The sequence below is a fragment of the Jiangella mangrovi genome (assembly GCF_014204975.1).
In the GTDB taxonomy this organism is placed as follows: Bacteria; Actinomycetota; Actinomycetes; order Jiangellales; family Jiangellaceae; genus Jiangella; species Jiangella mangrovi.
Window position 1 is genome coordinate 1943917 of record NZ_JACHMM010000001.1, and the last position, 25816, is coordinate 1969732.

General features: G+C 72.7%; 23 protein-coding genes and 1 riboswitch. Of the genes, 19 read left to right on the forward strand and 4 right to left on the reverse strand.

The features are described 5' to 3' along the window. Positions 1-16 precede the first annotated feature (16 nt). On the forward strand, positions 17-433 hold the full coding sequence (locus HD601_RS09020; RefSeq protein ID WP_184821160.1) for a winged helix-turn-helix transcriptional regulator: 417 nt from the start codon (positions 17-19) through the stop codon (positions 431-433). Here the strand turns inward: HD601_RS09020 and HD601_RS09025 are convergent. Next, the gene (locus HD601_RS09025; protein ID WP_184821162.1) at positions 418-2664 is read right to left on the reverse strand and encodes a hypothetical protein; all 2247 of its coding nucleotides are present in this window, start codon (positions 2662-2664) and stop codon (positions 418-420) included. The two genes, HD601_RS09020 and HD601_RS09025, sit on opposite strands and share 16 nt — an antisense overlap. Before the next feature lie 185 nt (positions 2665-2849). Here HD601_RS09025 and HD601_RS09030 point away from each other — a divergent pair, with 185 nt between their 5' ends. Next, positions 2850-4208 (forward strand): MmgE/PrpD family protein, encoded by a 1359-nt coding sequence (locus tag HD601_RS09030; protein ID WP_184821164.1) that lies wholly within the window; start codon positions 2850-2852, stop codon positions 4206-4208. Here the strand turns inward: HD601_RS09030 and HD601_RS09035 are convergent. Beyond that, positions 4184-4906: an FCD domain-containing protein gene (locus tag HD601_RS09035; protein WP_184821166.1), complete on the reverse strand. Its 723-nt coding sequence runs from the start codon at positions 4904-4906 to the stop codon at positions 4184-4186. The two genes, HD601_RS09030 and HD601_RS09035, sit on opposite strands and share 25 nt — an antisense overlap. 204 nt (positions 4907-5110) lie before the next feature. On the opposite strand from HD601_RS09035, the gene HD601_RS09040 reads away from it, so the two are divergent. From HD601_RS09040 to HD601_RS09105, 14 genes are all read left to right on the forward strand, one after another. Beyond that, positions 5111-5866: an SDR family oxidoreductase gene (locus HD601_RS09040; protein WP_221440726.1), complete on the forward strand. Its 756-nt coding sequence runs from the start codon at positions 5111-5113 to the stop codon at positions 5864-5866. Positions 5867-5909: 43 nt separating this feature from the next. Next, a complete protein-coding gene (locus HD601_RS09045; RefSeq protein WP_184821168.1) occupies positions 5910-6767 on the forward strand; it encodes a fumarylacetoacetate hydrolase family protein in 858 nt (285 codons plus the stop codon). A gap of 56 nt (positions 6768-6823) precedes the next feature. After that, positions 6824-8119, forward strand: coding sequence for an aconitase/3-isopropylmalate dehydratase large subunit family protein (locus HD601_RS09050; protein ID WP_184821170.1), 1296 nt, complete (start codon positions 6824-6826; stop codon positions 8117-8119). Further along, complete coding sequence (locus HD601_RS09055; protein ID WP_184821172.1) at positions 8116-8610, forward strand: 3-isopropylmalate dehydratase small subunit; 495 nt, start codon at positions 8116-8118, stop codon at positions 8608-8610. Before HD601_RS09050 ends, HD601_RS09055 begins: the two co-directional genes overlap by 4 nt. Then, positions 8607-9560, forward strand: a complete 954-nt coding sequence (locus tag HD601_RS09060) for an NAD(P)-dependent oxidoreductase (protein WP_184821174.1) — start codon at positions 8607-8609, stop codon at positions 9558-9560. Before HD601_RS09055 ends, HD601_RS09060 begins: the two co-directional genes overlap by 4 nt. Positions 9561-9593: 33 nt before the next feature. Next, the gene (locus HD601_RS09065) at positions 9594-11375 is read left to right on the forward strand and encodes a thiamine pyrophosphate-binding protein (protein ID WP_184821176.1); all 1782 of its coding nucleotides are present in this window, start codon (positions 9594-9596) and stop codon (positions 11373-11375) included. A 32-nt stretch (positions 11376-11407) separates the two neighbouring features. Then, entirely contained in the window at positions 11408-12283 is an 876-nt protein-coding gene (locus tag HD601_RS09070; RefSeq protein ID WP_184821178.1) for an SDR family NAD(P)-dependent oxidoreductase, read from the forward strand. A 28-nt stretch (positions 12284-12311) separates the two neighbouring features. Then, positions 12312-12908, forward strand: a complete 597-nt coding sequence (locus HD601_RS09075; RefSeq protein WP_184821180.1) for a carboxymuconolactone decarboxylase family protein — start codon at positions 12312-12314, stop codon at positions 12906-12908. Continuing rightward, positions 12905-13291: a cupin domain-containing protein gene (locus HD601_RS09080; RefSeq protein ID WP_184821182.1), complete on the forward strand. Its 387-nt coding sequence runs from the start codon at positions 12905-12907 to the stop codon at positions 13289-13291. Before HD601_RS09075 ends, HD601_RS09080 begins: the two co-directional genes overlap by 4 nt. Then, entirely contained in the window at positions 13288-14160 is an 873-nt protein-coding gene (locus tag HD601_RS09085) for an alpha/beta fold hydrolase (RefSeq protein WP_184821184.1), read from the forward strand. The genes HD601_RS09080 and HD601_RS09085 overlap by 4 nt, the downstream gene beginning before the upstream one ends. Then, on the forward strand, positions 14160-15116 hold the full coding sequence (locus tag HD601_RS09090) for a D-2-hydroxyacid dehydrogenase family protein (RefSeq protein WP_184821186.1): 957 nt from the start codon (positions 14160-14162) through the stop codon (positions 15114-15116). The genes HD601_RS09085 and HD601_RS09090 overlap by 1 nt, the downstream gene beginning before the upstream one ends. A gap of 146 nt (positions 15117-15262) precedes the next feature. Continuing rightward, entirely contained in the window at positions 15263-16285 is a 1023-nt protein-coding gene (locus tag HD601_RS09095) for a Bug family tripartite tricarboxylate transporter substrate binding protein (protein WP_184821187.1), read from the forward strand. Positions 16286-16308: 23 nt separating this feature from the next. Then, positions 16309-16854, forward strand: a complete 546-nt coding sequence (locus HD601_RS09100; RefSeq protein WP_184821188.1) for a tripartite tricarboxylate transporter TctB family protein — start codon at positions 16309-16311, stop codon at positions 16852-16854. A 38-nt stretch (positions 16855-16892) separates the two neighbouring features. Beyond that, positions 16893-18416 (forward strand): tripartite tricarboxylate transporter permease, encoded by a 1524-nt coding sequence (locus tag HD601_RS09105; protein ID WP_184821189.1) that lies wholly within the window; start codon positions 16893-16895, stop codon positions 18414-18416. Positions 18417-18431: 15 nt separating this feature from the next. On the opposite strand, the gene HD601_RS09110 is transcribed toward HD601_RS09105, so the two are convergent. Both HD601_RS09110 and HD601_RS09115 read right to left on the reverse strand, forming a co-directional pair. Then, positions 18432-19178, reverse strand: a complete 747-nt coding sequence (locus HD601_RS09110) for a phosphotransferase family protein (RefSeq protein ID WP_184821190.1) — start codon at positions 19176-19178, stop codon at positions 18432-18434. Positions 19179-19205: 27 nt separating this feature from the next. After that, positions 19206-20648 carry an aldehyde dehydrogenase family protein gene (locus tag HD601_RS09115; RefSeq protein WP_184821191.1) on the reverse strand — a complete coding sequence of 481 codons (1443 nt, stop codon included), beginning with the start codon at positions 20646-20648 and terminating at the stop codon, positions 19206-19208. A 59-nt stretch (positions 20649-20707) separates the two neighbouring features. Between HD601_RS09115 and HD601_RS09120 the strand changes: the two genes are divergently transcribed. From HD601_RS09120 to HD601_RS09130, 3 genes are all read left to right on the forward strand, one after another. Next, positions 20708-23635 carry an FAD-binding and (Fe-S)-binding domain-containing protein gene (locus HD601_RS09120; RefSeq protein WP_184821193.1) on the forward strand — a complete coding sequence of 976 codons (2928 nt, stop codon included), beginning with the start codon at positions 20708-20710 and terminating at the stop codon, positions 23633-23635. Between the two features lie 28 nt (positions 23636-23663). Continuing rightward, complete coding sequence (locus tag HD601_RS09125) at positions 23664-24566, forward strand: sigma-70 family RNA polymerase sigma factor (protein ID WP_184821195.1); 903 nt, start codon at positions 23664-23666, stop codon at positions 24564-24566. A 19-nt stretch (positions 24567-24585) separates the two neighbouring features. After that, positions 24586-24730, forward strand: a riboswitch (cobalamin riboswitch). A 133-nt stretch (positions 24731-24863) separates the two neighbouring features. Next, entirely contained in the window at positions 24864-25793 is a 930-nt protein-coding gene (locus HD601_RS09130; RefSeq protein ID WP_484496890.1) for an ABC transporter substrate-binding protein, read from the forward strand. Positions 25794-25816: the final 23 nt, after the last annotated feature.

Here is a 25816-nt window from a genome sequence, read left to right on the forward strand (position 1 = left end):
GACTTACTATTGATGAGTGGCTATCGAGACTAGACTCCCCCAGGGCCGGCTCCCGGAGACCGGGTTCGAGCACATCGACGACGAGAAGTGCCGGCTGTTCACGGGGTACATCGAGATCATCGGCAAGAAGTGGAGCGCCGGCATCATGCTGGCCGCGATGCGCGGTGCCACCCGCTTCGTCGAGTACCGCGCCCACGTCCACGGCATCTCCGACCGCCTGCTCAACCAGCGGCTCAAGGAGCTCGAGGCCGAGGGCCTGATCGAGCGTACGGTCGTCCCCACCACACCGGTCCTCGTGCAGTACCGGCCCACCGAGCGGGGCCGGAGCCTGATGCGTGCGCTGCAGCCGCTGGTCGCCTGGGGTGTCGACGACCACGAACGAACGCAGCGCCTACAGCGCGCGCATCGGCAGGACGATCAGGGCCGCGTGTAGCCCACGTCGTCGAACAGCCAGTTGTCGCCGGTCGGCTCGGTGCCGCCGGAGCCGAGCTGGCTGCCGGTCATCGCGGTGAACGGCTGCGACGGCGCGACGGTGGCGATGGTCGTCCCGTTCGCGCGGAGGGTGGCACCGGTCGCGGTCGCCTCGACGGTGATGGTGTTCCAGTTCCACGATCCGCCGACGCCGGCCGTCCCGAGCGGTGCGCCCCAGGTCCCCGTCGCCGCGTCGTACCGGTGGAACCGGCCGCTCACCGCGTCGAGCATGAAGTGGTACGGCGTCACCGCTGCCCCGCCGGTGGCGGTGCCGAGGATGCCGAAGACCAGCGTCCTCGTCGCGGTGCCGGTGGCGCGGGCCCGGAACTCGAAGGTCGCCGCCGTCGACGTGCCGTGGTTCCACTGGATGCGGGCGTACCCGTCCGCGCCCGGGTCGACGAGGCGCAGGAACCGCGAGGAGATGTCGTCGACGGCGGGCACGGAGGTCGCCGGCACCACCGTCGCCCCGGTGGTGGTCGACGCGATGACGCCGTTCCCGACCGGCTCCACGCCCGGTGCCGACGCCTCGTAGCCGTCGAGCATGCTGTAGATCTGCAGCTCGTTGAGGAACGACGACCCGTCCGACGTCGTGAGGTTCGGGTCGCTGATCCGGACATAGCGAGCGGCCGTCGGTGTGGTCAGCGGCCGCAGGCTGCCGACCCGGGTGCCACGGGCCGGCGTCGACCAGTTCGAGCCGTTGGTCGAGGTCTGGATGGTCACGTCGTCCGAGCCGCCCAGGTGAGCCGCGATGGCGAACCCGGTGAGCAGGTACTCGCGGTCCAGCTGCAGCGTCACGCTGCGGTTCGTGGTGACGACCGACGAGTCGGCGCGGACGTCGCCGTCGAACGCGTAGGCGCCGAGTGAGGTGCGGCCGCGGCCGTAGGTGGTGAACGACGGGGCGACGTAGGAGATCTCACCGCGCTCGAACTTCGACCGCAGGTCGATCGTGCCCCACTGGCTCGTGTTGACCTCGAGTACGGACTTCCACAGCGACTGCCCGGTGCCGCGCGGATACCCGCTGACGTTGGAGGTCGGGCAGCCCCAGTTGCCGGCGCAGTTGTCGCCGATGGCCAGCACGGTGTTGCCGGTCAGCGGGGTGAGCGCGACGGTGGCGCTGGACCCGAGGGCGGCGAGCGGCCGCGGCGGCGTCCCGACGGAGGTGGTAGGCGTGTTGTCGTAGATGTTCGTGCGCCCGGTCCAGTCGGCGTACCCCGACGTGCCGGTGTACTTGTAGCGGATCACGTTGCCCGGCCGGCCGGAGCCCTGGACCGCGGCGCCGTTGCCCAGCAGCACCGCGCCGGGCGAGTTGCCGGTGTCCTGCGACATCCGCACCGGCGTCGACCACGGCCCGTCGCCGTTCTCGTTCGCCGAGTACGTGTAGTAGAGGTCGGGCAGGTACGTCCCGTCGTCGATGTCGCGTCGCATCCACGCCATCACCCGGCCGTCGGAGGTCGGCGCGAGATTCGCCTCGCTGAAGATGGCGCCCGTGCCGATGCGGGCGATCTGCGTCCAGGTCAGCCCGTCGTCGGTGCTGCGCATCACGCCGGTGAAGTAGGTTCCGCCGACGTCCGAGCCGTACACCGTGGCGAGCAGGGTCTCGCCGTCGGGCTGCAGCAGGATGCCCTTCTGGAACCGGACCACGGCCGGGGCCGGATAGCCGGGGAACGCCGTCGTCACCGTGCCCGCCTCGTCCCAGCCCGTGGGGCCGAGTGTCCAGCGGATGAACCGGGAGAGGTTCTCGTTGTGCGGCGTCGACGGCACGGGGTCGCCGGCGTGGCCCGCCGGATCGGAGATGGCGAGCGGCTCGTAGTCCAGCGCCACGATGGTGCCGGCCGCATCGGCGAGCCGGACGGCGTTGACGATGCCGTACGTGGGCGAGTCCTCCACGGGCGTCCAGGTCGTGCCCTCGTCCCCCGACTCCAGCATCACGGTCGTGTTGTCGCCCTCGGAGTCCGGACCCTTCCCGTAGGAGACGAACAGGTGCGGGTCGTGAGTGCCGTCCGCGTTCGTCACCCCGGCGTTGAAGGCGGCCGGGAACGCGGCGTAGCCGGACGAAACGGAGTGGAAGGTCTGGCCCGCGGGGAGGCGCACATGGGCCTGACCCGGACTGGGTGCCTGCACGGCGCTCGCGACGACGGCTCCGGCCACGACGACGGCGGTCGCGACGGCAACGGTTCTCGATGACCTGGACATGGACGCTCCTGACCCGAGGCGGAGGAATCGGATGCGAACCGGCAGATCTACCGGTGACGACGGTCGGCGGAGCCGGGTTCCATGTCACGGCGTCTCGGCGGGATGTACATCGGCTTGACCAGGATCTGCAACGGACTCTAGATTCCAGACATCAGATACGATGTCTTGACGAGGCGAGGGGCTCCGTGGACTCCACCACCGCACAGATCAGCAGGTTCGCTCAGGCGCTGCGCTACGAGGACATCCCGCCGGCCGTCCGCGATCTCGCCGTCCAGCACATCGTCGACTCCCTGGCCTGCGCCTACGCGGCGCGCGACTGCGACGCCGCCCGCATCGCGACCGCCCTCGCCCACCCCGTCGCCCCGACCGCCCCGGGCGGGAACGACTTCACCGGCCGCGTCATCGGCTCCCCGGACCTCGTCGCCGCCGACCTCGCCGGGTTCGTGAACGCGGCCATGATCCGCTACCTGGACTACAGCGACACCATGGTCCCCGGCGGCCACCCGAGCGACTGCCTGGGCGGGCTGCTCGCCGTCGCGGCCACCCGTGGCAGCAGCGGCAAGGAACTGGTCACCGCGCTGGTGGTGGCGTACGAGGTGTTCGCGCGGTTCGGAGCGTCGGCGTACATCCGCAAGCGCGGGTTCGACCAGGGCCTGACGGTGGGCATCTCGCTCGCCGCCGGCCTGGGCAACCTGCTCGGCATGAGCGTCGAGCAGATCGCCCACGCCGTCTCGCTGACCACCGTCACCACCGTCTCGCTGCGGGCCACACGGGCCGGCACCATCTCGATGTGGAAGGGCGCCGCGACGGCCGAGGCCGTGCGCGAGACGGTCTTCCTCGCGGCGCTGGCCGAGCGCGGGCTCACCGGCCCCGACAAGCCGTTCGAGGGCCGCCACGGCGTCTGGGAGATCGTCACCGACCGCGAGTTCACGTTCACGGACTTCCCCGCCGAGGGCGGCCCGTACCTGTTCGAGACCAACGCCCACCTCAAGTACTGGCCGGTCGAGTTCAACACACAGGTCGCGGTGTGGGCGGCACGCGAGCTGCGCGAGAAGGTCGCGCTCGACGACATCGCCGGCGTGCACCTGGGCACCTACTGGTCGGCCTGGCACGAGACCGGCAGCGAGAAGGACAAGTGGAACCCGACCACCCGCGAGACGGCCGACCACAGCCTGCCGTACATCTTCTCGAAGGCCCTGGTCGACGGCGAGATCACCATCGCGACGTTCGCGCCGGAGCAGTACCTCGACCCCGGCATCCGCACCGTCATGGACCGCGTGACGGTGGGCCAGGACGAGGAGATGGATGCGCTGTTCCCCGAGGTCATCGCCATGCGGGTGACGGCGCGGCTGACGGACGGCAGCACCGTCGAGCTGCGGTCGGAGAAGGCCCGCGGCCACGCACTCAACCGGATGTCACGCGACGAGACGAGCGCGAAGTTCCGCCAGCTGGTGACGGCGGAGCGGGCCGGGGCGGCGCTGGACTTCTGGTGGTCGCTGGCGGAGCAGGACGACGTGGCTCAGGGATTCGAGCTGCTCGCCTGAACGTCCAGCGAGAAGCCGGCGGCCTGGGCGAGCTGGCGCTCGAACGTGGAGATGACGAGGTCGAGCACGTACTCGAGGTGCCGGCGCATGCCGTCCTCGGCCGCCTGGGCGCCGCCGGACTCCATGGCCTCCATGATGTCGAGGTGCTGGCGTGCGCAGTCGACGGAGTCGTCGGTGACGGGGACGTCGCGGTCGCGCAGCGTCCAGGTGAGGTCGAAGGAGTCGCGGATGAACCGCGACAGCAGCGGGTTGCCGGTGGCCTCGGCCATGGCCAGGTGGAACTGGCGGTCGTAGTCGCGGAAGCCGGCGTGGTCGTCGGCCTCGGCGGCGTTCAGGCAGGCCTCGGCGGTGAGGCGCGGCTGGGTGAGCAGCTCGGCGTCGCCCCGCTGTGCCAGCTGGCGGGCGGCCTGCGTCTCGAGGCCCATGCGCACCTCGTAGGCGGCCCGGATGGACTCGCGCGTCGGCCTGATGATGCGCCCGCCGCGCCCGCCGTCGGACTCGATGAGCCCGATGTACTCGAGCTTCAGCAGGGCCTCGCGGACCGGCGTCTTGCTGACGTTGAGCTGCTTGGCCAGGGCGGCCTCGGTGACGCGGTCGCCGGGCGACAGCCGCCGCGACACGATGGCGTCCCGGATCGCCTCTTGGACGATCTCGGTGAGGCTCGTCGGACGACTGGCGAGGGGCTCGAGTACGGCCACGTTGGACACTTCCCGTTCGTGCGGCTGCAACGGTCTCATCGAGACCGTCCTCCAAGAGACATACGATATATGAACATCTCCGCCCTGGGCACCGGGTGGAGCGACCCAACGTAGATCCCGTCCATCCACGCCCCTCCCGGCCCCGTAGCGAATCTCGTATATGAGATGCTACCGCTGCCGAACCCCCAGGCAATGGAGGCGTGGATGCGAACCGCTCTGGTGTGTGGCGCGACGTCGGGACTGGGGCTGGCCTCGGCCCGGGCCCTCGCGGCCGACGGGTTTGCCGTCGTCCTCGTGGGCCGGCGCGCGGCGGAGCTCGAGGAGCAGGCGGCCGCGCTGCCGTCGGCGCTCGCCGTCCCGGCCGACCTCACCGATCCGGCCGGCACCTCACGCGCCGTCGAGGCCGCTGCCGAGCGGTTCGGCGCGGTCGACCTGCTGGTCCTCAACGGCGGCGGCCCGCCTCCCGGCACGGCGCTCGACCTCGACGCCGACGCGGCGCAGGCGGCGTTCGCGCAGATCGTGCTGCCCGCCGTCCGCCTCGTCGGCGCCGTCGTGCCGGGCATGCGCGAGCGCGGCTGGGGGCGTGTGGTCGCCGTCGGGTCCAGCGGCGTGCAGCAGCCCATCGCCGGGCTGGCCGCGTCGAACCTGGCCCGGGCCGCGCTGGCCGGCTACCTGAAGACGCTCGCCGCCGAGGTCGCGCCCGACGGCGTCACGGTCAACACCGTCATCCCCGGCCGCATCGCCACCGACCGCACCGCCCAGCTCGACGAGGCGGTCGCGGCCCGCACCGGCCGGGGCGTCGACGAGGTGCGGCGGGCGTCGGCCGCGACCATCCCCGTCGGCCGGTACGGACGGCCCGACGAGTTCGCCGCCGTGGTCGCGTTCCTGGCCAGTGACGCCGCCTCGTACGTCACGGGCGAGCAGCTGCGCTGCGACGGCGGCCTCGTCCGCGCCCCCTGAACCCGCCCACTGAACCCGCCCGCACCCCACCTGAAGGAGACCCATGCGCTTCGCGTCCATCCTCGTCGACGGTGCGCCGCGGGCCGCCGTCGTCCACCCCACGAAGGGCGTGGCAGTGGTCACGGACCTGCTGCCGGGGCTCGACGGCGACCTCATGTCGCTGATCGCGCACCAGCGCACCGGCGAGGTCGAGGCGGCGGCCGAGGCGGCCCACGCCGGCGCCTTCCGGCCGGCCGGCGCCGTCACGTACACGGCGCCGTACCGGAACCCGCCGAAGATCTGGGGCATCGGCCTCAACTACGTCGACCACGCGACCGACCTGGCCGAGGTGGTGCCGGACGAGCCGGCGTCGTTCATCAAGGGCGACCACACGATCATCGGCCCGGGCGAGCCGATCCCGCTGCCGGAGCAGAGTGAGCGGGTCACGGCCGAGGCCGAGGTGGGCCTGGTGATCGGCCGGTACTGCCGCAACGTCGAGGAGGCCGACGCGCTCGACCACGTCTTCGGGCTGTGCGCGATCCTCGACCAGACCGCCGAGGACATCCTGCAGCGCAACCCGCGCTTCCTCACCCGGTCGAAGAACTTCCCCGGGTTCTTCTCGTTCGGCCCGCACATCGTGCCGCTGGCCGAGGCGCTCGAGGCACAGCCGAACGGCCCGGACGTCGCCGGCATCGAGGTGACCACGGTCGTCAACGGCACGCCGCACCGCAACAACGTCGTCGAGCGGATGCGGTTCTCGCCGCAGTTCCTCGTGAGCTTCCACAGCAAGGTCATGCCGCTCTACCCGGGCGACATCATCTCCACTGGTACCCCTGGCGCGGTGGTGATCAAGGCCGGTGACGTGGCCGAATGCCACGTGTCCGGGCTGGAGCCGCTGGTCAACCCCGTGGTCGCCGGTTGACCCCGAATTTCGCCTCTGTATAAGATTCCAGACATGAGATATGAAGTGTCGGGCCCATGGCAGGCCTGACCATGGCGCACAAGGTCCTGGCCGCGCGCAGCGGCCGGGACCACGTGCGCCCCGGCCAACTGGTGGTCACCGACGTCGACCTCATCGTCATGGCCGACACCGTCTTCAACCCGACGGCGGACCGCATGCCGACCGATCTCCTCCGCGTCAGCCACCCCGAGCGGGTCGTCGTGCTGATGGACCACGCCGTCCCCGCGCCCAGCATCAAGGCCGCCACCGCCCACCGCCGGGCCCGCGAGCACGCCGAGCGGCTCGGGTTCCGCCGCCTCGCCGACGTCGGCAAGGGCGGCATCGAGCACCAGCTGATCTTCGAGGAGTGCCTGGCGCTGCCCGGCCAGCTGGTCGCGTCCAACGACTCGCACACCAGCGCCGCCGGCGTGCTCAACTGCGCCGCCCGCGGCCTGGGCATGGCCGACATCATCCAGCTCGTCTGCACCGGGAAGACCTGGTACAAGGTCTCGCCGACGGTGCGCTTCCACCTCACCGGTGCACTGCCCTTCGGCGTCTACGGCAAGGACGTGTTCCTGCACCTGGCCGAGGTGTTCGGCAGCCAGGAGGGCCACGACGTCGAGTTCGCCGGGCCCGGCATCGAGGCGATGCCCCTGGACGACCGCGCGACGCTGGCCACTATGTGCACCGAGCTCAACGCGAACTTCGTCATGATGCCGGCCGACCGGCTCGTCCGCGAGCACGTCGCCTCCGTCACCGGCGCGCCGTACGAGCCCGTGGTCAGCGACCCCGACGCCGAGTACGCCGCGGAGCACACCGTCGACCTCTCGGCCATCCGCCCGCGCATCGCCCTGCCCGACGCCATGAACGGCAACGTCCGCTCCGCCGACGAGGTGGCCGGGCAGCGCGTGCGCATCGACCAGGCGTTCATCGGATCGTGCGCCAACGGCAAGCTCTCCGACCTGCGCATCGCGGCCGAGATCGTGCGCGGACGCCGGGTCGCCGACGGCGTCCGGCTGATCGTCACGCCGGGGTCGCAGTCGATCTACCTCGACGCCGTGCGGCTGGGCTACATCGAGGCGCTCGCGTCGGCCGGCGCGCTGGTCACGAACTCCACCTGCGGCGCGTGCGCAGGCGGCCACCTCGGCGTGCTGGCGCCGGGCGAGGTCTGCATCACCTCCAGCACGCGCAACTTCAAGGGCCGCATGGGCAGCGCCGACGCGCGCATCTACATGGGGTCCTCGGCGACGGTGGCCGCCTCGGCCCTCGAGGGTTGCATCACGGACCCGATGCCCTATCTGCGCGAACTACAGAACCGCGAGGCAGCAGGATGACCGCCGTCGCCGGGCGCTCGTGGGTCATCGCCGACTCCTACGTCAATACCGACGCGATCATGCCGCACGCCGGCTACGACCTCCCGCCGAAGGAGCAGGAGGCCATGGTGCTGGCGACGGTCCGGCCGGGCTGGGCGACGCGGGTCGGTCCCGGCGACCTGCTGGTGGCGGGCCGGGCGTTCGGCACCGGGTCCAGCCGCCCGGCCCCGACCATGCTGCGCCGGCTCGGCATCGCGGCGCTGGTCGCGGAGTCGGTGGGCGAGATCTTCTTCCGCAACTGCGTCAGCTACGCGCTCCCGGTGCTGGAGTGCCCGGGCGTTCTGGCCGCCGTGACGGAGGGCGACGTGGTCGCCGTCGACATCGAGACCGGCGGGTTCGAGAACCGCAGCACCGGCGTCCGGCTGAGCGGCGAGCCGATGCCGGCCATGCTGCGCGAGACCATCGCGGCCGGCGGCACCCACGCCCTGCTGCGTGCCGAGGGGTACATGTGACGACGACGTCGCGGGTCGCCCTGCTCTCCCGGATCATCGGCACCGATCCGGACGCCCGGCGCCGCCTGGACGAGGCCGGCATCGAGATCGCCGTCGACCTCCCCGGCTACGACGCGCTCATGGCGGGTCCCGACGGCGTCCGCTCCTGGCACGCCGTGCTCGCCGACGTCGACGGGCTGGTCGTGGGCCTTCAGCCGGTCGACCGCGCGCTGTTCGACGCCGCCCCGAAGCTGCGCTACGTGCTGCGCGTCGGCACCGGTCTGGACAACGTCGACGTCGCGACGGCGGCCGAGCGCGGCGTCGCCGTCGCCAACCTCGAGGGGCTGAACGCCGACGCCGTCGCCGAGTACGCCTTCGGCCTGCTGCTGGCCGCCGCCCGGCGTATCCCGGAGGCCGACGCGTCGATGCGGGCCGGACGGTGGGAGCGCTTCGGCGGGCGGCACCTCGGCGGGCGCACGCTGGGACTGGTCGGCTTCGGCGCCATCGCGCGGGCCGTGGTCCCCATGGCGCACGGGTTCGGCATGGACGTCCTGGTGCACCGTCGCACGCCCGACCCGGCCGCCGACGCCGCGGCCGGCGTGCGCACCGTCGGGCTGGACGAGCTGCTCACCGCATCGCAGTTCGTCAGCCTGCACGTCCCGCTGACCGACCACACGCGGCACCTCATCGGCCCCCGCGAGATCGGGCTGATGGACGGCGTCGTGCTGGTCAACACCGCACGCGGCGAGGTGGTCGACGAGGACGCCCTGTACCAGGGGCTGCTCGACGGGCACGTCGCCGCGGCCGCCCTCGACGTCTTCACCGACGAGCCGCCCGCCGGGTCACCCCTGCTCGGCCTGCGCACCGTGGTCCTCTCGCCGCACAACGGCGGGTACAGCGACCTCGTCATGCGGCGGACCGCGGCGGCCGCCGTCGACCTCATGATCGAGCACTCCGACCCAGCGGGTTGACGCTCACCCTCCCCCTTCACCTGGAGCAGCAGCATGCCGGCCACACCTCTTCTCGACACCGACGTCCCGACGACGGAGGCGGTCGTCCGCGTGCTGCGCGAGGCGGGCGTCGACACGGTGTTCGGACTGTCCGGCGGCGACACCGGCCGCATCTTCAGCCGGCTCGCCCACCACGTCGACGGCGTCCGCACCGTCCTGGTGCGCAACGAGTCGCACGCCACCTCGGCCGCCGAGGCGTACGCCCGGGTGTCCGGCCGGCTCGGTGTCGCGATGGCACAGGGGTCGTGGCTGGTCGGGCAGGGCCTGGTCGGCATCCTCGAGGCGCAGGCCAGCGGGACGCCGATGCTGCTGCTCGGCGACCTCACCGACGGCCGGCCCTACTCGCAGCACGCGCCGTATCAGGCCGGCACCGCCGACTACGGCACCTGGGACGCGCCGGCGGCCTTCCGCTCCGTGACCAAGCGGGTGTTCGTCGCGACCACGCCGGCCGAGGCCGTCCAGAGTGTCCAGCTGGGCATCAAGCACGCGCTGGCCGGCCAGCCCGGACCGGTCGCCGTCCTCTTCTCGTCAGCGTCGCTGGCCGGAACTGTCGGCCCGGGCAGCCTGCCGCGCCTCTACGCCACGCAGGCCTACCTGACCCGGCAGCCGGCGCCCGCGCCCGACGTCAGCGAGCTGGCTCAGGCCCTGGCGACGGCGTCGGCTCCCGTCCTGCTGGCCGGCGGCGGCGTGCGCCTGGCCCGGGCCGAGGCCGTCCTGCGTGAGGTCGCCGAGGCCACCGGCGCCGCCGTCGTCACCAGCCCGGCCGGCAAGGGCACCTTCCCCGAGGACCACCCGGGCAGCGGCGGCGTGTTCGGCACCTTCGGCTCGCCGGTCGCCAACGACGCGCTCGGCCGGGCCGACCTCGTCCTGGTGCTGGGCAGCAAGCTCGGCCCCAGCGACACCGCCGCCGAGAGCCCCGGCCTCATCGACCCGGCGCGGCAGCGGATCGTGCACGTCGACATCGAGCCGCTGAACGCGGCGTGGACCATGCCGACCGCGGACGTCATCGTGGCCGACGTCGCCGCGACGCTGGGCGCCCTGGCCGACGAGCTGGCCGCGCACCCCGTCGACACCGGCATCGTCACCGCGCGGCAGAACGCGCTGGCCGCCCTCCGCGCCGAGGCGAGCACACCGGGCGCCGAGGACGCCGCCGCCGCGAACGGCGGTTCCCCCGTCCACCCGCGGCGCGTCATCGCCGAGCTGCGGGCCGCCCTGCCCGACGACGCCGTCGTCTGCGCCGACGCCGGCGAGAACCGGCTGCTCATGAGCCGGTACTTCGAGTCCCGCTCCGGGGGCACGTACCTGCAGCCGGCCGGCGCGGGCGGCATGGGCTACAGCATCCCGGCCGCCATCGGCGCGAAGGTGTTCGCACCGGAGCGGACCGTCCTGGCGGTCTGCGGCGACGGCGGCTTCAGCATGTCGCTGCCCGCCCTGCTGACCGCGACCGAGGAGAACGCCCCCATCGTGGTCGTGGTGTTCGACAACGGCACGCTCGGCTGGGTCCGGCACAGCCAGCGGATGCGTGGCGAGCAGGAGTTCAACTCGAACCTGCGCCGGTTCGACTACGCGGGCATCGCCGCGGCCGCCGGGTTCGCCGCGTTCCGCGCCGGCAAGCCGGACGAGCTGCCCGGAGCGCTCGCCGACGCCGTCGCCGCCGCGGACCGCGCCGAGGCCCCGGCGATCGTCGTCGTCGACGTCTCCACCGAGCAGACGTTCGTCGACCTGCGCACGCCCCTCATGGCGGCCGCCGCGCCCGCACCCGCGGCGCGCAGCTGACCGCCGTCCGTCCCGCTCACGAAGGAGTAGCAATGAGGCTCGAGGGCAAGTCCGCCATCGTCTTCGGCGCCGGCCAGCAGCCGGGCCGCACCATCGGCAACGGCAAGGCGACGGCGCTGACGTTCGCCCGCGAGGGCGCGAAGGTGTTCTGCGTCGACATCGACAAGGCCGCCGCCGACGACACCGTCGCCGCGATCCGCGAGGCCGGCGGCACCGCGGAGGCGTGGCAGGCCGACGTCGTCGACGAGGACAGCATCGTCGCCGCCGTGAAGGCCTGCTACCGGGGCTGGGGCGCCATCGACGTCCTGCACAACAACGTCGGCGCGAGCATCGCCGCGGGCGACGCCTCGATCACCGAGATCACCGTCGAGGCGTTCGACCGGGTGTTCGCCATCAACCTGCGGTCCATGGTGCTGACCTGCAAGTACGTCCTGCCGATCATGCGGCAGCAGGGGTCGGGCTCGATCATCAACATCTCGTCGGCCGCGGCGTTCAACAACTACCCGTACGTCGGCTACAAGACCTCGAAGGCGGCCGTGGTGTCGCTGACCGAGCACGTGGCGATCCGCAACGCCGCCTACGGCGTCCGCGCCAACGTCATCCTGCCCGGGCTCATCAACACGCCGACCGCCGTCGAGAACCGCATCCGCAAGTTCGGCCTCAGCTACGAGGACGTCGTCGCGATGCGCGACAAGGAGGTCCCGCTGCGCCGCAAGATGGGCACCGCCTGGGACATCGCCAACGCCGCGCTCTGGCTGGCCTCGGAGGAGGCGTCGTTCGTCACCGGCGTGACGCTGCCCGTCGACGGCGGGCAGAGCGTGCAGGTCGGGCGGCCGCCGTCGGAGCCGGAGATCGCCGAGGAGCTGGCCGCGGCCCAGGCCGCCGCGGAGCGCCTGGCGAAGGACTGAGGTGTCCGCGACCCGACGCAGTCGCCGGATGCCGCCGCTGACCGCCCGCGACGAGCTCACCGCGGAGCAGCGGACGCTCTGGGACGTCGTCGCCGGCGGCCCGCGGGCGGCGACGGCGATCCGCGAGAGCGGCCAGCTGACCGGCCCGTTCGACGTGCTGCTGCGCTCGCCAGAGGTGGGTGTGGCGGTGGCCGAGCTGGGCGCCCGGCTGCGCTACGGCTCCAGCCTCGACCGGCGCGAGACCGAACTGGTCATCGTCACGGCCGCCGCGCACTGGCGGGGCCGCTACGCCTGGCTGCGGCACGCCGTGTACGCCCGCGACGCCGGTCTGGCCGACGAGGTGCTGACGGCGCTGGCCGCCGGCGCCGAGCCGGACCTCGCCACCCCCGCCGACCGCGCCGTTCACGCCGTCGTCGATCAACTGCTGCGCACCGGCCAGGTCGGCGACGACGCCTACGCCGCGGCCGTGGAGCTGCTCGGCGAGCGCAAGCTGGTCGACGTCGTCGCGCTGACCGGCTACTACTCGCTCTCGTCGTTCCTGCTCAACGCGTTCGACGTCCCGCTGCCCACCGGTGCGGGCACGCCATGGGACGCGGAACCCCCGACCTCGGAGAGGACGCCATGACGTCGGACTTCCGGTACCACCGCCCCGTCGACCTCGACCGGTTCGCCGCGCTCGGCCCGGACGAGCGGCTCTCGCAGAAGCTGCTGTCGCGGGCCGACGGCGCCCAGAACGTGAGCGTCTCGTACGTGCGCACCCCGGCCGGCGGCGGCTCGCCCGAGGGCCTGCACGTCCACGAGGTCGAGCAGGTCTTCTACGTCGTCGCCGGCACCATGAGCATCGAGGTCGACGGCGACCGCTTCGACGCCGGCCCGGGCAGCCTCGTCGTGTTCCCGGCCGGCGTGCCGCACCGCAACTGGAACGGGACCGACGCCGAGACCGTCCACCTCAACATCTGCGCGCCGGCGCCGGACCCGGACCAGCCGTTCGCGCGGCGCGTCGGGTGAGCGTCTGGACCGACCTGTCGACCGGCCCGTTCACGCTGGCCTTCGTCGACGTGGACGGCGTGCCGACGCGGTCGCTGCGGGCCGGTCCGCAGAGCAGCGCGGCGCCGCCGGTCCTGTTCCTGCACGGGACCAGCAGCCACCTGGAGGTGTTCGCGCCGAACGTGCGGGCCTTCGCCGACGCCGGGTTCGCCGTCCACGCCGTCGACATGCTGGGCCACGGCTACACCGGCAAGCCCGGCCACGACCTCGAGGTGCCGCACTACGTCGAGCACGTGCGCCGCTACCTCGACGCCGTCGGGGCCGGCCGCGTGCACCTGGTGGGCGAGTCGCTGGGCGGCTGGGTGGCCGCCTGGTTCGCCGGTGTCCACCCGGACCGCGTGGCCAGCCTGCAGTTGGTGTCGTCGGGCGGCACCCGCGCCGTCCCCGAGATCATGGCGCGCATCAGGAGCACGACCGAGCGGGCGGTGTACGAGGACGACCCCGCGTTCACCCACGAGCGGCTGGCCCGGCTCTTCCACGACCCGGACCGGCTGGCGGCCGACCTGGTCGAGGCGCGCTACCGGATCTACCACACACCGGAGTTCCGGGCCGTGCTGCCGCACCTGCTGTGCATGCAGGACATGACCGTGCGGCGGCGCAACCTGCTGACCGCCGAGCGGCTGGCGCTCATCGGCGCGCCGACCCAGATCTTCTGGGGCCGGTTCAATCCCATGGGCGACGTGTCCGAGGCCGAGGGCATCCACGCGGGCATCGCCGGGTCGCGCCTCGTCGTGTTCGAGCAGTGCGGCCACTTCCCGCAGCTGGAGTACCCGGAGCGGTTCAATGCGGAGGCTGTGGAGTTCATCGAGAGTGTGGTCGGGAGGACCTGATGACGGGACCCGTGCGGGTGGCCGTGCTGGACGACTACCAGGGCGTGGCGGCGACGTACGCCGACTGGGCCGAGCGGCTGCCGGAGGCGCGGGTCGAGTACGTCCGCGACCACGTGGCCGACCCGGACCGGCTGGTCGAGCTGCTGACGCCGTTCGACGTCGTCGTGGTGATGCGCGAGCGCACGCCGCTGCCGCGGGCGGTGCTGGAGCGGCTCCCGGCGCTGCGGCTGCTGGTCACCACCGGCATGCGCAACGCCTCCATCGACCTGGCGGCGGCGCGGGAGCGCGGCGTCGTCGTGTGCGGCACCCGTGGCCATCCGTGGAGCACGGCGGAGCTGACCTGGGCGCTCATCCTCGGGCTCATGCGCAACGTGGCGGGCGAGGACGCCCGCGTGCGGGCCGGCGGCTGGCAGCAGGAGGTCGGCCGCGACCTCGTCGGCGAGACGCTCGGCGTCGTCGGACTGGGCAAGCAGGGCGCGCACGTCGCCGCCGTCGGCGCCGCGTTCGGCATGGACGTCGTGGCGTGGAGCCCGCACCTCACCGAGGAGCGGGCCGAGGCCGGCGGCGCGCGGCTGGTCGGCAGGGACGAGCTGTTCGCGACGGCGCGGGTGGTGACGCTGCACCTGGTGCTCTCCGATTCCACCCGCGGCATCGTCGACGAGGCGGCGCTGCGGCTCATGCGGCCGGACGCGTACCTCGTCAACACCGCCCGGGCGCTGCTGGTCGACCAAGCGGCGCTGCGGACGGCGCTGGAGGAGGGCTGGATCGCCGGCGCCGGGCTGGACGTGTTCGAGGTCGAGCCGCTGCCGCCGGACCACTGGCTGCGCGCGGCGCCGCGGACGCTGCTGTCGCCGCACATGGGCTACGTCTCCGACCGCAACTACCAGGTCTTCTACGGCGACGCCGTCGAGGACGTGCGGGCGTTCCTCGACGGCGCGCCGGTGCGCGTGCTCTGACGTCTGACGGTTGACGGCGGCAGGGCACCATCCTATGCTGCGACGTATCTTGCGATCTGATACTTAAGATATGAAGTCTGACCGCAAGCACAGGGATCGCCGCATCGGCGGCGCATCCGGGCCGAGTACTCAATGGCGAGGACCCCATGAACCTCAAGAAGCTCTCGACGTGGCGCACCGCCGCGGCGGCGGTCGGCGTGTTGGGCCTGGCACTCTCGGCCTGCAGCACGACGGCGTCCGGCTCCGGTGAGGACGACTTCCCCACCGAGGACATCCAGCTCTACCTGGGCTACGACACGGGCGGCTCCGCCGACCCGCTGGCCCGCGAGTACGGCCGGCTGCTCGGCGAGGAGCTCGGCGTCAACGTGACCATCCAGAACCGTCCCGGCGGCTCCGGCGCCGTCGCCACCACCGAGGTGCTCGGCCGCGACCCCGACGGCTACACCATCGCCGTCGCCCCGGCGTCCCAGCTGACCATGACCCCGATCCTCAGCAGCGACGCCGTCAGCTACTCCGGCCCCGACGACTGGACGACCCTCGGCGGCATCCTCGAACAGCAGAACGGCCTCATGGTGCGCACCGACTCCGGCTGGGCGTCGCTCGAGGACTTCATCGCGGCGGCCAAGGCGGCGCCGGGCCAGCTCAGCGTCGGCGTCTCCAGCGCCACCGGCGCCAACGCCATGGGCATGGCCTCGCTCATGGAGGTGGCCGGCATCGACGTCAAGCTGGTGCCGTTCGAGGGCGGTGCCGGCGAGGCCGCGGCAGCGCTGCTCGGCGGCCACATCGACGCGATGAACGGCACGCTCACGGGCCAGCTGGGCATGCTGCAGTCCGGCGACCTGATCTCCCTCGGCCACTCCGGTGACCTGCCGTACGAGCCGGCCGAGTCGCTGACCTTCGACGAGCAGGGCTACGACCTCACCAGCCTGGGCGAGACCACCTACTACGCCTACGCGCCGAACGACCTGCCCGAGGACGTCTTCACCGCGCTGACCGACGCCCACCAGGCCGTCGTCACCGGCGACGAGTTCGCCGAGTGGCTGGACACCAACGGGTACGTCGGGCACGCCACCACCGCCGACGAGGCCGAGGACGAGCTGCGCCAGGCGGCCGAGGACGCCCAGGAGGGCGTCGACCTGCTCACCAACGCCGGGCTCGACCTCGGCTGATCTCGGCTGACGAGGAGTTGACGATGGCAGTGGACGGCACGGCCGACCGCACCCCGCCGAGTACCGCGGGCGGGGGGCGGTGGGCCGCTCCCGAATGGTCGGCGATGCGCGGCAAGCGGCAGGGCCGGCTGGTCTTCGGCATCGTGCTGCTGCTCGTCGCCGCCGGCTACACCTGGGAGGCGTTCCAGATCCCGCTCGGCACCGCGGCCCAGCCCGGGGCCGGCATGTTCCCCCGGTTCGTCGGCGTCGCGACGGCGATCGTCGCGCTGATCCTGGTCGCGGAGTCGCTGTTCTCCGCGGAGAAGACCGAGGACATCGACCTCCCGCAGGGCCGCCAGTTGCGGCTCGTGCTCGCGTTCGCCGGCTGCACGCTCGGCTTCATCCTGCTGCTGCCGGTGCTCGGGCAGTACGTCGCCGGCGCCTTGTACATGACGCTGACCATGAAGTTCCTCGGCTCGGGGTCGTGGTGGAAGGCGATCGTGTACGGCGTCGTGCTGTCGTCGGCGATCGCCTGGATCTTCATCAACCTGCTGCACATCAGCCTGCCGGGCGGCGTGTTCGCCGCCTGAGGCGGCGCTGCCCCGGCCTCACGCCGAACGGGTGACCCATGGATCTGGACGGAATCCTGCGCGGATTCGAACTGGCCCTCACGCCGGAGCTGATGCTGGCGGCACTGCTCGGAGCGATCCTCGGCACCCTGGTCGGCGTCCTGCCCGGCATCGGCCCGGTGGCCGGCGCCGCGCTGATCCTGCCCATCACGTTCGACTACTCGCCGGCGGTCGGCCTCATCATGATCGCCGGCATCTACCTGGGCGGCCAGTACGGCGGGTCGACGACATCGGTGCTGCTGAACATCCCCGGCGAGGGCTCGGCCATCGTGGCCACGTTCGACGGCTACAAGATGACCCAGAAGGGACGCGGCGGGGCGGCCCTGACCATCATGGCGGTCGGGTCGTTCATCGCCGGCACCATCGCGTTGGTCCTGCTGATGACCGTCGCGCCCAAGGCGGCCACGTTCGCGCTCGAGTTCGGCTCGGCGGAGTTCTTCGCGGTGACCGCGGGCGGCCTGCTGGCGCTGGCCCGCATCTCCGGCGGCACGCTCAGCGACGGCCTGGTCCCGATGATGGTCGGCGTCGCGGTGTCGACGGTCGGCCTCGAGGGGGCGACGGGGTACAGCCGGTTCACGTTCGGCAACCTCGACCTCAGCCTCGGCTTCGCGCTGGCCTCCGTCGCCGTCGGCCTCTACGGCATCTCCGAGCTCATGCTCATGCTCGAGGAGCGCGCCGGGGTGAAGCTGCCGAAGAAGGTGCGGCTGCGCGAGCTGCTGCCCACCCGCGAGGAGTGGCGGCGCGCGGTGCCGCCGTGGCTGCGCGGCTCGTTCCTCGGCTTCGGGTTCGGCCTGCTCCCGGGCCCGTCCGCCTCGCTGTCGACGTTCTCGTCGTACAAGCTGGAGCAGTCGGTGTCGAAGCACCGCAAGGAGCTGGGCACCGGCGCGGTCGAGGGCATCGCCGGCCCCGAGGCGGCCAACAACTCCGCCGCGCTGGGCAGCCTGGCGCCGGTGCTGGTGCTGGGCCTGCCGTTCTCGGCGACGCTGGCGCTCATGCTGTCGGCCATGGTGGTGCAGGGCGTGCAGCCCGGCCCGCTGCTGGTCAGCCAGCACCCGGACCTGTTCTGGTCGATCATCGCCGCGATGTACGTCGCGAACGTCATGCTGCTGATCCTCAACCTGCCGATGGTCGGGGTGTGGGTGCGCTTCCTCAAGACCCCGCGCTACATCCTGGTGCCGCTGATCATCCTGGTGGCCTGCATCGGCAGCTTCAGCATCAACAGCAACATGATCGACATCTACACGATCGCGATCTTCGGCGTCGTCGGCTACATCATGCGCAAGCTCGACTTCAACCTCGCCTCGCTGCTGGTGGGCGTCGTGCTCGGCCCGCTCATCGAGAAGTACTTCCGCGAGGGCATGTTCATCTCCGGCGGCGATCTCACCTACTTCGTGTCGACGCCCATCTCCATCACCATCTGGGTCGTCATCGCGGTCCTGGTCATCGCGGCGCCGGTGCTCAAGATGGTCAGGCGCCGTGGTGCCCGCAAGGACGAGCTGGCCGAGGCGATGCAGGAGAGCTGAGCACGGTGGACGGCCTCACCTCCGCGATCTCAGCACGTCGACCTCGCAGCCCGGCATGAACGGGTCGAAGCCGTGCTCGATCAGCCAGCGGATCGCCAGCAGGCTGCGCATCGACCACCACGCGCGGATCACGTCGAGGTCGACGTCGGCGCCGTAGCCGGCGAGGACGTCGTGGAGGTGCTCCTCGTGCCCGAGCGTCAGGGTCGCGAGGTCGTAGACGGCATCGCCCCCGCCGGCCTCGGACCAGTCGATGATGCCGGTGACCTCGTCGCCGTCGACGAACACGTGAGCGATCTGCAGGTCGCCGTGGGTGAACGCCGGAGTCCACGGCCGGAGCGCGGCCTCGGCGACCCGGCGGTTGCGGGTGACCAGCTCGGCGGGCAGGACGCCGGTCGTCACGAGCCACTCGCACTCGCTGTCGAGCTCCGCCGTCCAGGCGTCGATGCTCCGGCCGGCCCGGCCGGGCCAGGGCGGCGACGGAGCGTCGTGCAGCATGCGGATGGCGGCACCCGCCGCGGCCCACGCCGACGATGGGGTGGTCGACGGCCGGCCGAGGCGGCCGAGCACGGTCCCCCGGACCGCGGCGATCGCGAGCACGGGCGGCCTGCGCCAGAGGATCTCCGGGGTCGGGACCGGCGCCAGGGCCATCGCCTCGACCTCGACCTCGGTGCGGGCCTGGTCGGCGTCGACCTTGAGGAACACGTCGCCGACGCGCAGGGTCGCGCGCTCGGCGTGGGCGACGACGACCTGCACCTCATCCATCGCGACCAGTATCCCGGTCGCGTGCGGTCAGGGCTGGACGTAGGCCGTCTTGGTCTGGGTGAAGAAGTGCCGGGCGTAGCTGCCCTGCTCGCGCGGTCCGTAGCTGGAGCCCTTGCGGCCGCCGAACGGGACGTGCGGGTCGACGCCGGCAGTGGGCAGGTTGACCATGACCATGCCGGTCTCGCTGTGCGCCTGGAAGTGCTCGGCGTGCCGGAGCGACGTGGTGCAGATGCCGGCCACCAGGCCGTACGGCGTGTCGTTGGCGACGGCGAGCGCCTCGTCGTAGTCGGCGACCCGGATGACGCCGGCCACCGGACCGAAGATCTCCTCGCGGTTGACCCGGGCGGTGTTGCCGAGGCCGGTGATCAGCGCCGGAGAGAGGTAGAAGCCGTCATGCTCGAGCTCCACCTGCTCGCCGCCGTGCACCGTCGCCCCCGGGGTGTCGCCGGCCAGCTTCAGGTAGCCGAGGTCGGTGTCGAGCTGCGCCTGCGAGACGACGGGGCCGACGACGGTGTCCGGGTGCAGCGAGTGCCCCACGGTCAGCCCGGCCATGCGGGCCAGCAGCCGTTCGACGAACGCGTCGTGCACGGCGTCCTCGACCAGCAGCCGGCTCGACGCCGTGCACCGCTGGCCGGTCTGGAAGAACGCGCCGTTCACCGCGACCTCGACGGCGGCGTCGAGGTCGGCGTCGGCCAGGACGACGAGCGGGTTCTTGCCGCCCATCTCGAGTTGGACGCGGACCATGCGGGCGGCGCCGGCCGCGGCGACGTGCCGGCCGACCTGCTCGGAGCCGGTGAACGTCAGGGCGTCGACGCCGGGGTGGCCGATGATCGCCTCGCCCACCACCGAGCCGCGCCCGGTGACCAGGTTGAACACTCCGGGCGGGAAGCCCGCGGACTCGATGATGCGGGTGAGCGCGTGCGCGGTGGCGGGGACCAGGTCAGCCGGCTTGAGCACGACGGTGTTGCCGAACGCCAGCGCCGGCGCGGCCTTCCACGACGGGATGGCGATGGGGAAGTTCCAGGGCGTGATGATGCCGACGACGCCGATGGGCTCGTGGTGCACGTTGATGGCGATGCCCTCGCGGGTGGACGCCTGCCGGTCGCCGGTGAGGCGCAGCGCCTCGCCGCTGAAGAACCGGAACAGCTGGCCGGCGCGCAGCACCTCGGCGTGCGCCTCGGCGCGCGTCTTGCCCTCCTCGCGCGCGAGCAGCTCGGCCAGCTGGTCCGCCTCGGCCAGGATGCGGGCGGCGACGGCCTCGAGCAGGTCGGCGCGGCGCTGGGGCGAGGTGCGCGACCAGGCGGGGAACGCGGCCCGGGCGGCGGCGACGGCGTCGTCCACGGCACTCGCGGGCGCCTGAACGAAGCGGCCGACCACATCGCTGCGGTCGGCCGGGCTCACGTCGTCGACGGGTTCAGCGCCCGCGGGAACGACCCATTCGCCACCGATGTAACAGCCAAGGAGCGTCATATATCGGATATTAGCATGCCAGACGCGCTATGCTAGATTCCCTCCGGGAGGGCAGTAGCATGCGAAGCATGGAGCCGGACGACGCCGGAGACCTCGCCTCGGCGCTCCGGGCCCGCGGTCTTCGCCAGGTCGACGCGTCGACGCTGCGGCGGGCCGAGTACGCCACCGACGCCTCCAACTACCGCGTGGTCCCGCGGGTCGTCGTGTTCCCGCACGACGCCGACGAGGTGGCCGGCGTGGTCGAGGTGGCGCGCGACCTGGGCGTCCCGGTGACGGCGCGCGGCGGCGGCACCTCGGTGGCCGGCAACGCCGTCGGGCCGGGCATCGTCATGGACCTCTCCGCCCACCTGAACCGGATCGAGCGGCTCGACCCCGAGGAGCGGGTCGCCGTCGTCGAGCCCGGCGTGGTGCTCGGGTCGCTGCAGAAGCTGGCCGGGCCGCACGGGCTGCGGTTCGGGCCCGACCCGTCGACGTGGTCGCGCTGCACCATCGGCGGCATGATCGGCAACAACGCCTGCGGCCACCGCGCCCTGGCGTACGGCCGCACGGCCGACAACGTGCTCGGGCTCGACGTCCTCGACGGGCGCGGGCACCGGTTCACCGCGCGCCGCGACCTCGACGCCGCCGCCGGGCTGTCCGACCTGGTCACCGCGAACCTCGACGTCATCCGCACCGAGCTGGGAAGGTTCGGGCGACAGATCTCCGGCTACTCGCTCGAGCACCTGCTGCCCGAGAACGGCCACGACCTCGCCAAGGCGCTGGTCGGCACCGAGGGCACCTGCGGCATCGTGCTGAAGGCGACCCTGAAGCTGGTCGAGGTGCCGCGGCAGCCGGTGCTCGTCGTCCTCGGCTTCCCGGACATGCCGGCGGCCGCCGACGCCGTCCTGGGCCTGCTCCCGCACCGGCCCCTGGCCATCGAGGGACTGGACCGCCGCATTCTCGAGACCGTCCGGGTCATCCGCGGTGCCGAGGCCGTGCCCGCGCTGCCCGACGGCGGCGGCTGGCTGCTCGTCGAGGTCAGCGGCGCGGACCCCGGCGACGCGCGTGAGCGGGCCGATCGGCTGGCCGCCGACGCGCGCGAGGCCGGCGCCACCGGCGTCCGGGTGCTGCCCGACGGCCCCGAGGCGCGGGCCATCTGGCGCATCCGCGAGGACGGCGCCGGACTGGCCGGGCGGACGCTCGAGGGCAAGCAGGCCTGGCCCGGGCTCGAGGACGCCGCCGTCCCCACCGAGCACCTGGGCGCCTACCTGCGCGACCTCGACGTGCTGCTCGAGCGGCACGGGCTGGCGGGGTCTCCGTTCGGGCACTTCGGTGACGGCTGCGTGCACGTGCGGGTCGACGTGCCGCTGCACACCGGCGGGGCGGCGCTGCGGTCGCTGATGACCGACGCCGCGCAGCTGATCGGCGGCTACGGCGGCTCGATGTCCGGAGAGCACGGCGACGGCCGGGCCCGCGGCGAGCTGCTGCCGTACCTGTACTCCGAGCGGATGATCGGGGTGTTCGAACGGTTCAAGGCGCTCTTCGACCCGGACGACCTGCTGAACCCGGAGATCGTGGTCCGCCCGGCGCCGCTCGACCGCGACCTGCGCCGTCCGGCCGCCGCGCCGATGCCGGCCGTCCCCGCGGCCGGTGGCTTCGCGTTCGCCCACGACGGCGGCGACGTCACCAACGCGGTGCACCGCTGCGTCGGCGTGGGCAAGTGCCGGGCCGACCTCACCTCGACCGGCGGCTTCATGTGCCCGTCGTTCCTGGCGGTCGGCGACGAGACCACGTCCACCCGCGGCCGCGCCCGGGTGCTGCAAGAGATGCTGAACGGGTCGCTGGTGCAGCGCGACTGGCGGGCGCCCGAGGTGCACGAGGCGCTGGACCTGTGCCTGTCGTGCAAGGCCTGCTCCACCGACTGCCCGGCCGGCGTCGACATGGCGACCTACAAGTCCGAGGTGCTGCACCGCGCCTACCAGGGCCGCCGCCGGCCGCTGACGCACTACACGCTGGGCCGGCTGCCGCGCTGGGCCCGGCTGGCGTCGCGGTTCGCCCGGCCGCTGAACGCGCTGGCATCGGTCCGGCCGCTGGAACGGCTGGCGCTGCGCCTCGGCGGCATGGACCCGCGGCGGTCGATCCCGCGGTTCGCGCCGATGCCGTTCCATCGGTGGTGGAAGCGGCGGAGGTTGTCGGCGCCCGCCCGTAGGGTGGGGACCCTCCCTCACGGGGCGGGGTCCAACGACCAGCGGCCGCGGGTGCTGCTGTGGGTCGACACCTTCACCGACCTCATGTCGCCGTCCATCGGCGTCGCGGCCGTCGAGCTGCTCGAGTCCGCCGGCTACGAGGTGCTGACGCCGCCGCCGGGCGTGTGCTGCGGGCTGACCTGGATCACCACGGGGCAGCTCGACGGCGCGCGGTCGCAGCTGACGCCGCTGGTCGCCGCGCTGGCGCCGTACGCCGAGCAGGGCATCCCGATCGTCGGACTGGAGCCATCGTGCACCGCCGTCCTGCGGGGCGACCTCACCGAGCTGCTCCCCGCGGACCCGCGAGCTGCCGCCGTCGCCGCCGGGACCATGACGCTGGCGGAGCTGCTGACCGGCACCGGACCCGAGCAGTGGGAGCGGCCGGACCTCACCGGCATCGAGGTCGTGGTCCAGCCCCACTGTCACCACCACTCGGTGCTGGGGTTCGGCCCGGACGAGGCGCTGCTGCACTCGCTCGGAGCGACCACGACCGTCCTCGCCGGCTGCTGCGGGCTGGCCGGCAACTTCGGCATGGAGCGCGGCCACTACGAGGTGTCGGTGGCGGTGGCCGAGAACGCGCTGCTCCCGGCGCTGCGCGAGGCGAAGCCGGGAACCCTGCTGCTGGCCGACGGGCTGTCCTGCCGGACCCAGGCCGACCAGCTGGCCGGCGTCCGCGGCCTGCACCTCGCCGAGCTGCTGGTGCGCGGTGCGGTCACGACGCGTCCTGTCACATCCGCCGGCCGCGATCCGTCAGGTGGGTGACGGACCGACCCGGGGAGAATGTGACGCGATGCGCGACGACGACTGGCTGGCTCAGCGGTTCGAGGAGAACCGGTCGCGGCTGCGGGCGGTGGCCTACCGCATGCTCGGCTCTGCCACTGAGGCCGACGACGCCGTGCAGGAGTCCTGGTTGCGGCTCAGCCGCACCGACACCAGCGACGTGCAGAACCTGGGCGGCTGGCTCACGACGGTGGTGTCGCGGGTGGCGCTGGACATGCTGCGCTCGCGGACGTCGCGGCGCGAGGACCCGCTCGACGACGACGGCAGCGCCGCGGTCACGGCCGACGAGGCCGCCCCCGACCCCGAGGGCGAGGCGCTCCTGGCCGACGCCGTCGGGCCGGCGCTGCTGGTGGTGCTCGACTCGCTGGCGCCGGCCGAGCGGCTGGCCTTCGTCCTGCACGACCTGTTCGCGGTGCCGTTCGACGAGATCGCGGACATCCTCGACCGCTCACCCGCCGCCACCCGGCAGCTGGCCAGCCGGGCGCGCCGGCGCATCCAGGGTGCGGACCGGCCGTCGTCGGACCCGCCCCGGCAGAAGCTCGTCGTCGACGCGTTCCTCGCCGCCTCGCGCAACGGCCGGTTCGAGGACCTGATCGCGCTGCTCGACCCCGACGTGGTGCTCCGCGCCGACCAGGTCGCCATCGACAACGCGGCGGCCGGTCGCGACCAGGGCGCACCGGAGCTCGTCCGCCTGCTGCGCGGCTCCGAGGCCGTCGCCGGTGTGTTCTCGGGCCGGGCCCAGCACGCCGAGACCGTGCTGGTCGACGGCGTCTACGCGGGGGCGTGGGCTCCGGACGGAACGCCGCGGGCGCTGTTCCGGTTCACCTTCGACGGCGACCGCATCACCGCCATCGACATGGTCGGCGACCCCGCCACCATCGCCGAGCTGGAGGTCACGCTGCTGCACGGGTGAGCCGGCCGGCCGGAGACGATAGGATCGCGAATGCCCGGGCTGCGGCCCGGGTGCGACGAGTGTCTGCGAAGTCCGGTTCGATTCCGGCGCTGTCCCGCAACTGTGAAGCCGCCCGCCACCGCGGACGGACGAGTCAGGTCGCCAGCCTCGTGGCTCGGATTCGTCCTCGGTAGAAGGGCGGTTCGCAGATGGCGCCCCGCCATCCGCGCCCCTTTACCGTCGTGAAGGAGGCGCACGTTGCGTACCACCCGTCCCGCGCTGCTCGCCCTGCTGGCGGCAGCGCTCCCGCTCGTCCTCGTGGCCTGCGGCGACGACGACGGCGACGCCACCGCGTCGGGCGGCGACTCGCCGTCCGCGGCGTCGGACCCGTCGGACCCCTCGGAGGGCGGTGACGAGGCGGCCTTCCCGGTCACCATCGACACCGCGAACGGCCCCGTCGAGATCACCGAGCAGCCCGAGCAGATCGTCTCGCTGTCGGCCACGGCCACCGAGATGCTGTTCGCCATCGGCGCCGGCGACTCCGTCGTCGCGGCCGACTCGTACTCCAACTACCCGGCCGAGGCGCCCACCACCGACCTCTCCGGGTTCGAGCCGAACGTCGAGGCGATCGTCGGCTACGCCCCCGACCTCGTCATCGCGTCGTCCGACCCCGGCGACCTGGTCAGTAGCCTGGCCGAGGTGGGCGTGCCGGCCGTCATCCTGGCGCCGGCCGTCACCATCGACGACACCTACACGCAGCTCGAGCAGCTGGGCGCTGTGACCGGGCAGGTCGGCGACGCCGCCGAGCTGGTCGGGCAGATGCAGACCGACATCGACGCGCTGCTGGCGCAGGTGCCGGCCGACGCCGCGCCGGCCACGTACTACCACGAGCTCGACCCGAACCTCTTCACCGTCACCAGCGCCACGTTCATCGGCGAGCTGTACGCCATGGCGGGCTGGACCAACATCGCCGACGAGGCGCCCGACGCCGCGGGTGGCTACCCGCAGCTGTCGCCGGAGTTCCTCGTCACCGCGAACCCGGACGTCGTCTTCTTCGCCGACGGCGGCGCCGGCGGGGTCGTGGCCGAGGACATCGCGGCGCGGCCGGGCTGGGACCAGATCGCCGCGGTCCAGCAGGACCGCATCGTCGAGGTCGACCCCGACATCGCCAGCCGCTGGGGTCCGCGCGTCGTCGACTTCCTGCGGCTCGTCATCGAGGAGCGGACGGCGCTCGCGTCCGTCCAGTGACGCCGTGAGCACCGGGACCGGGC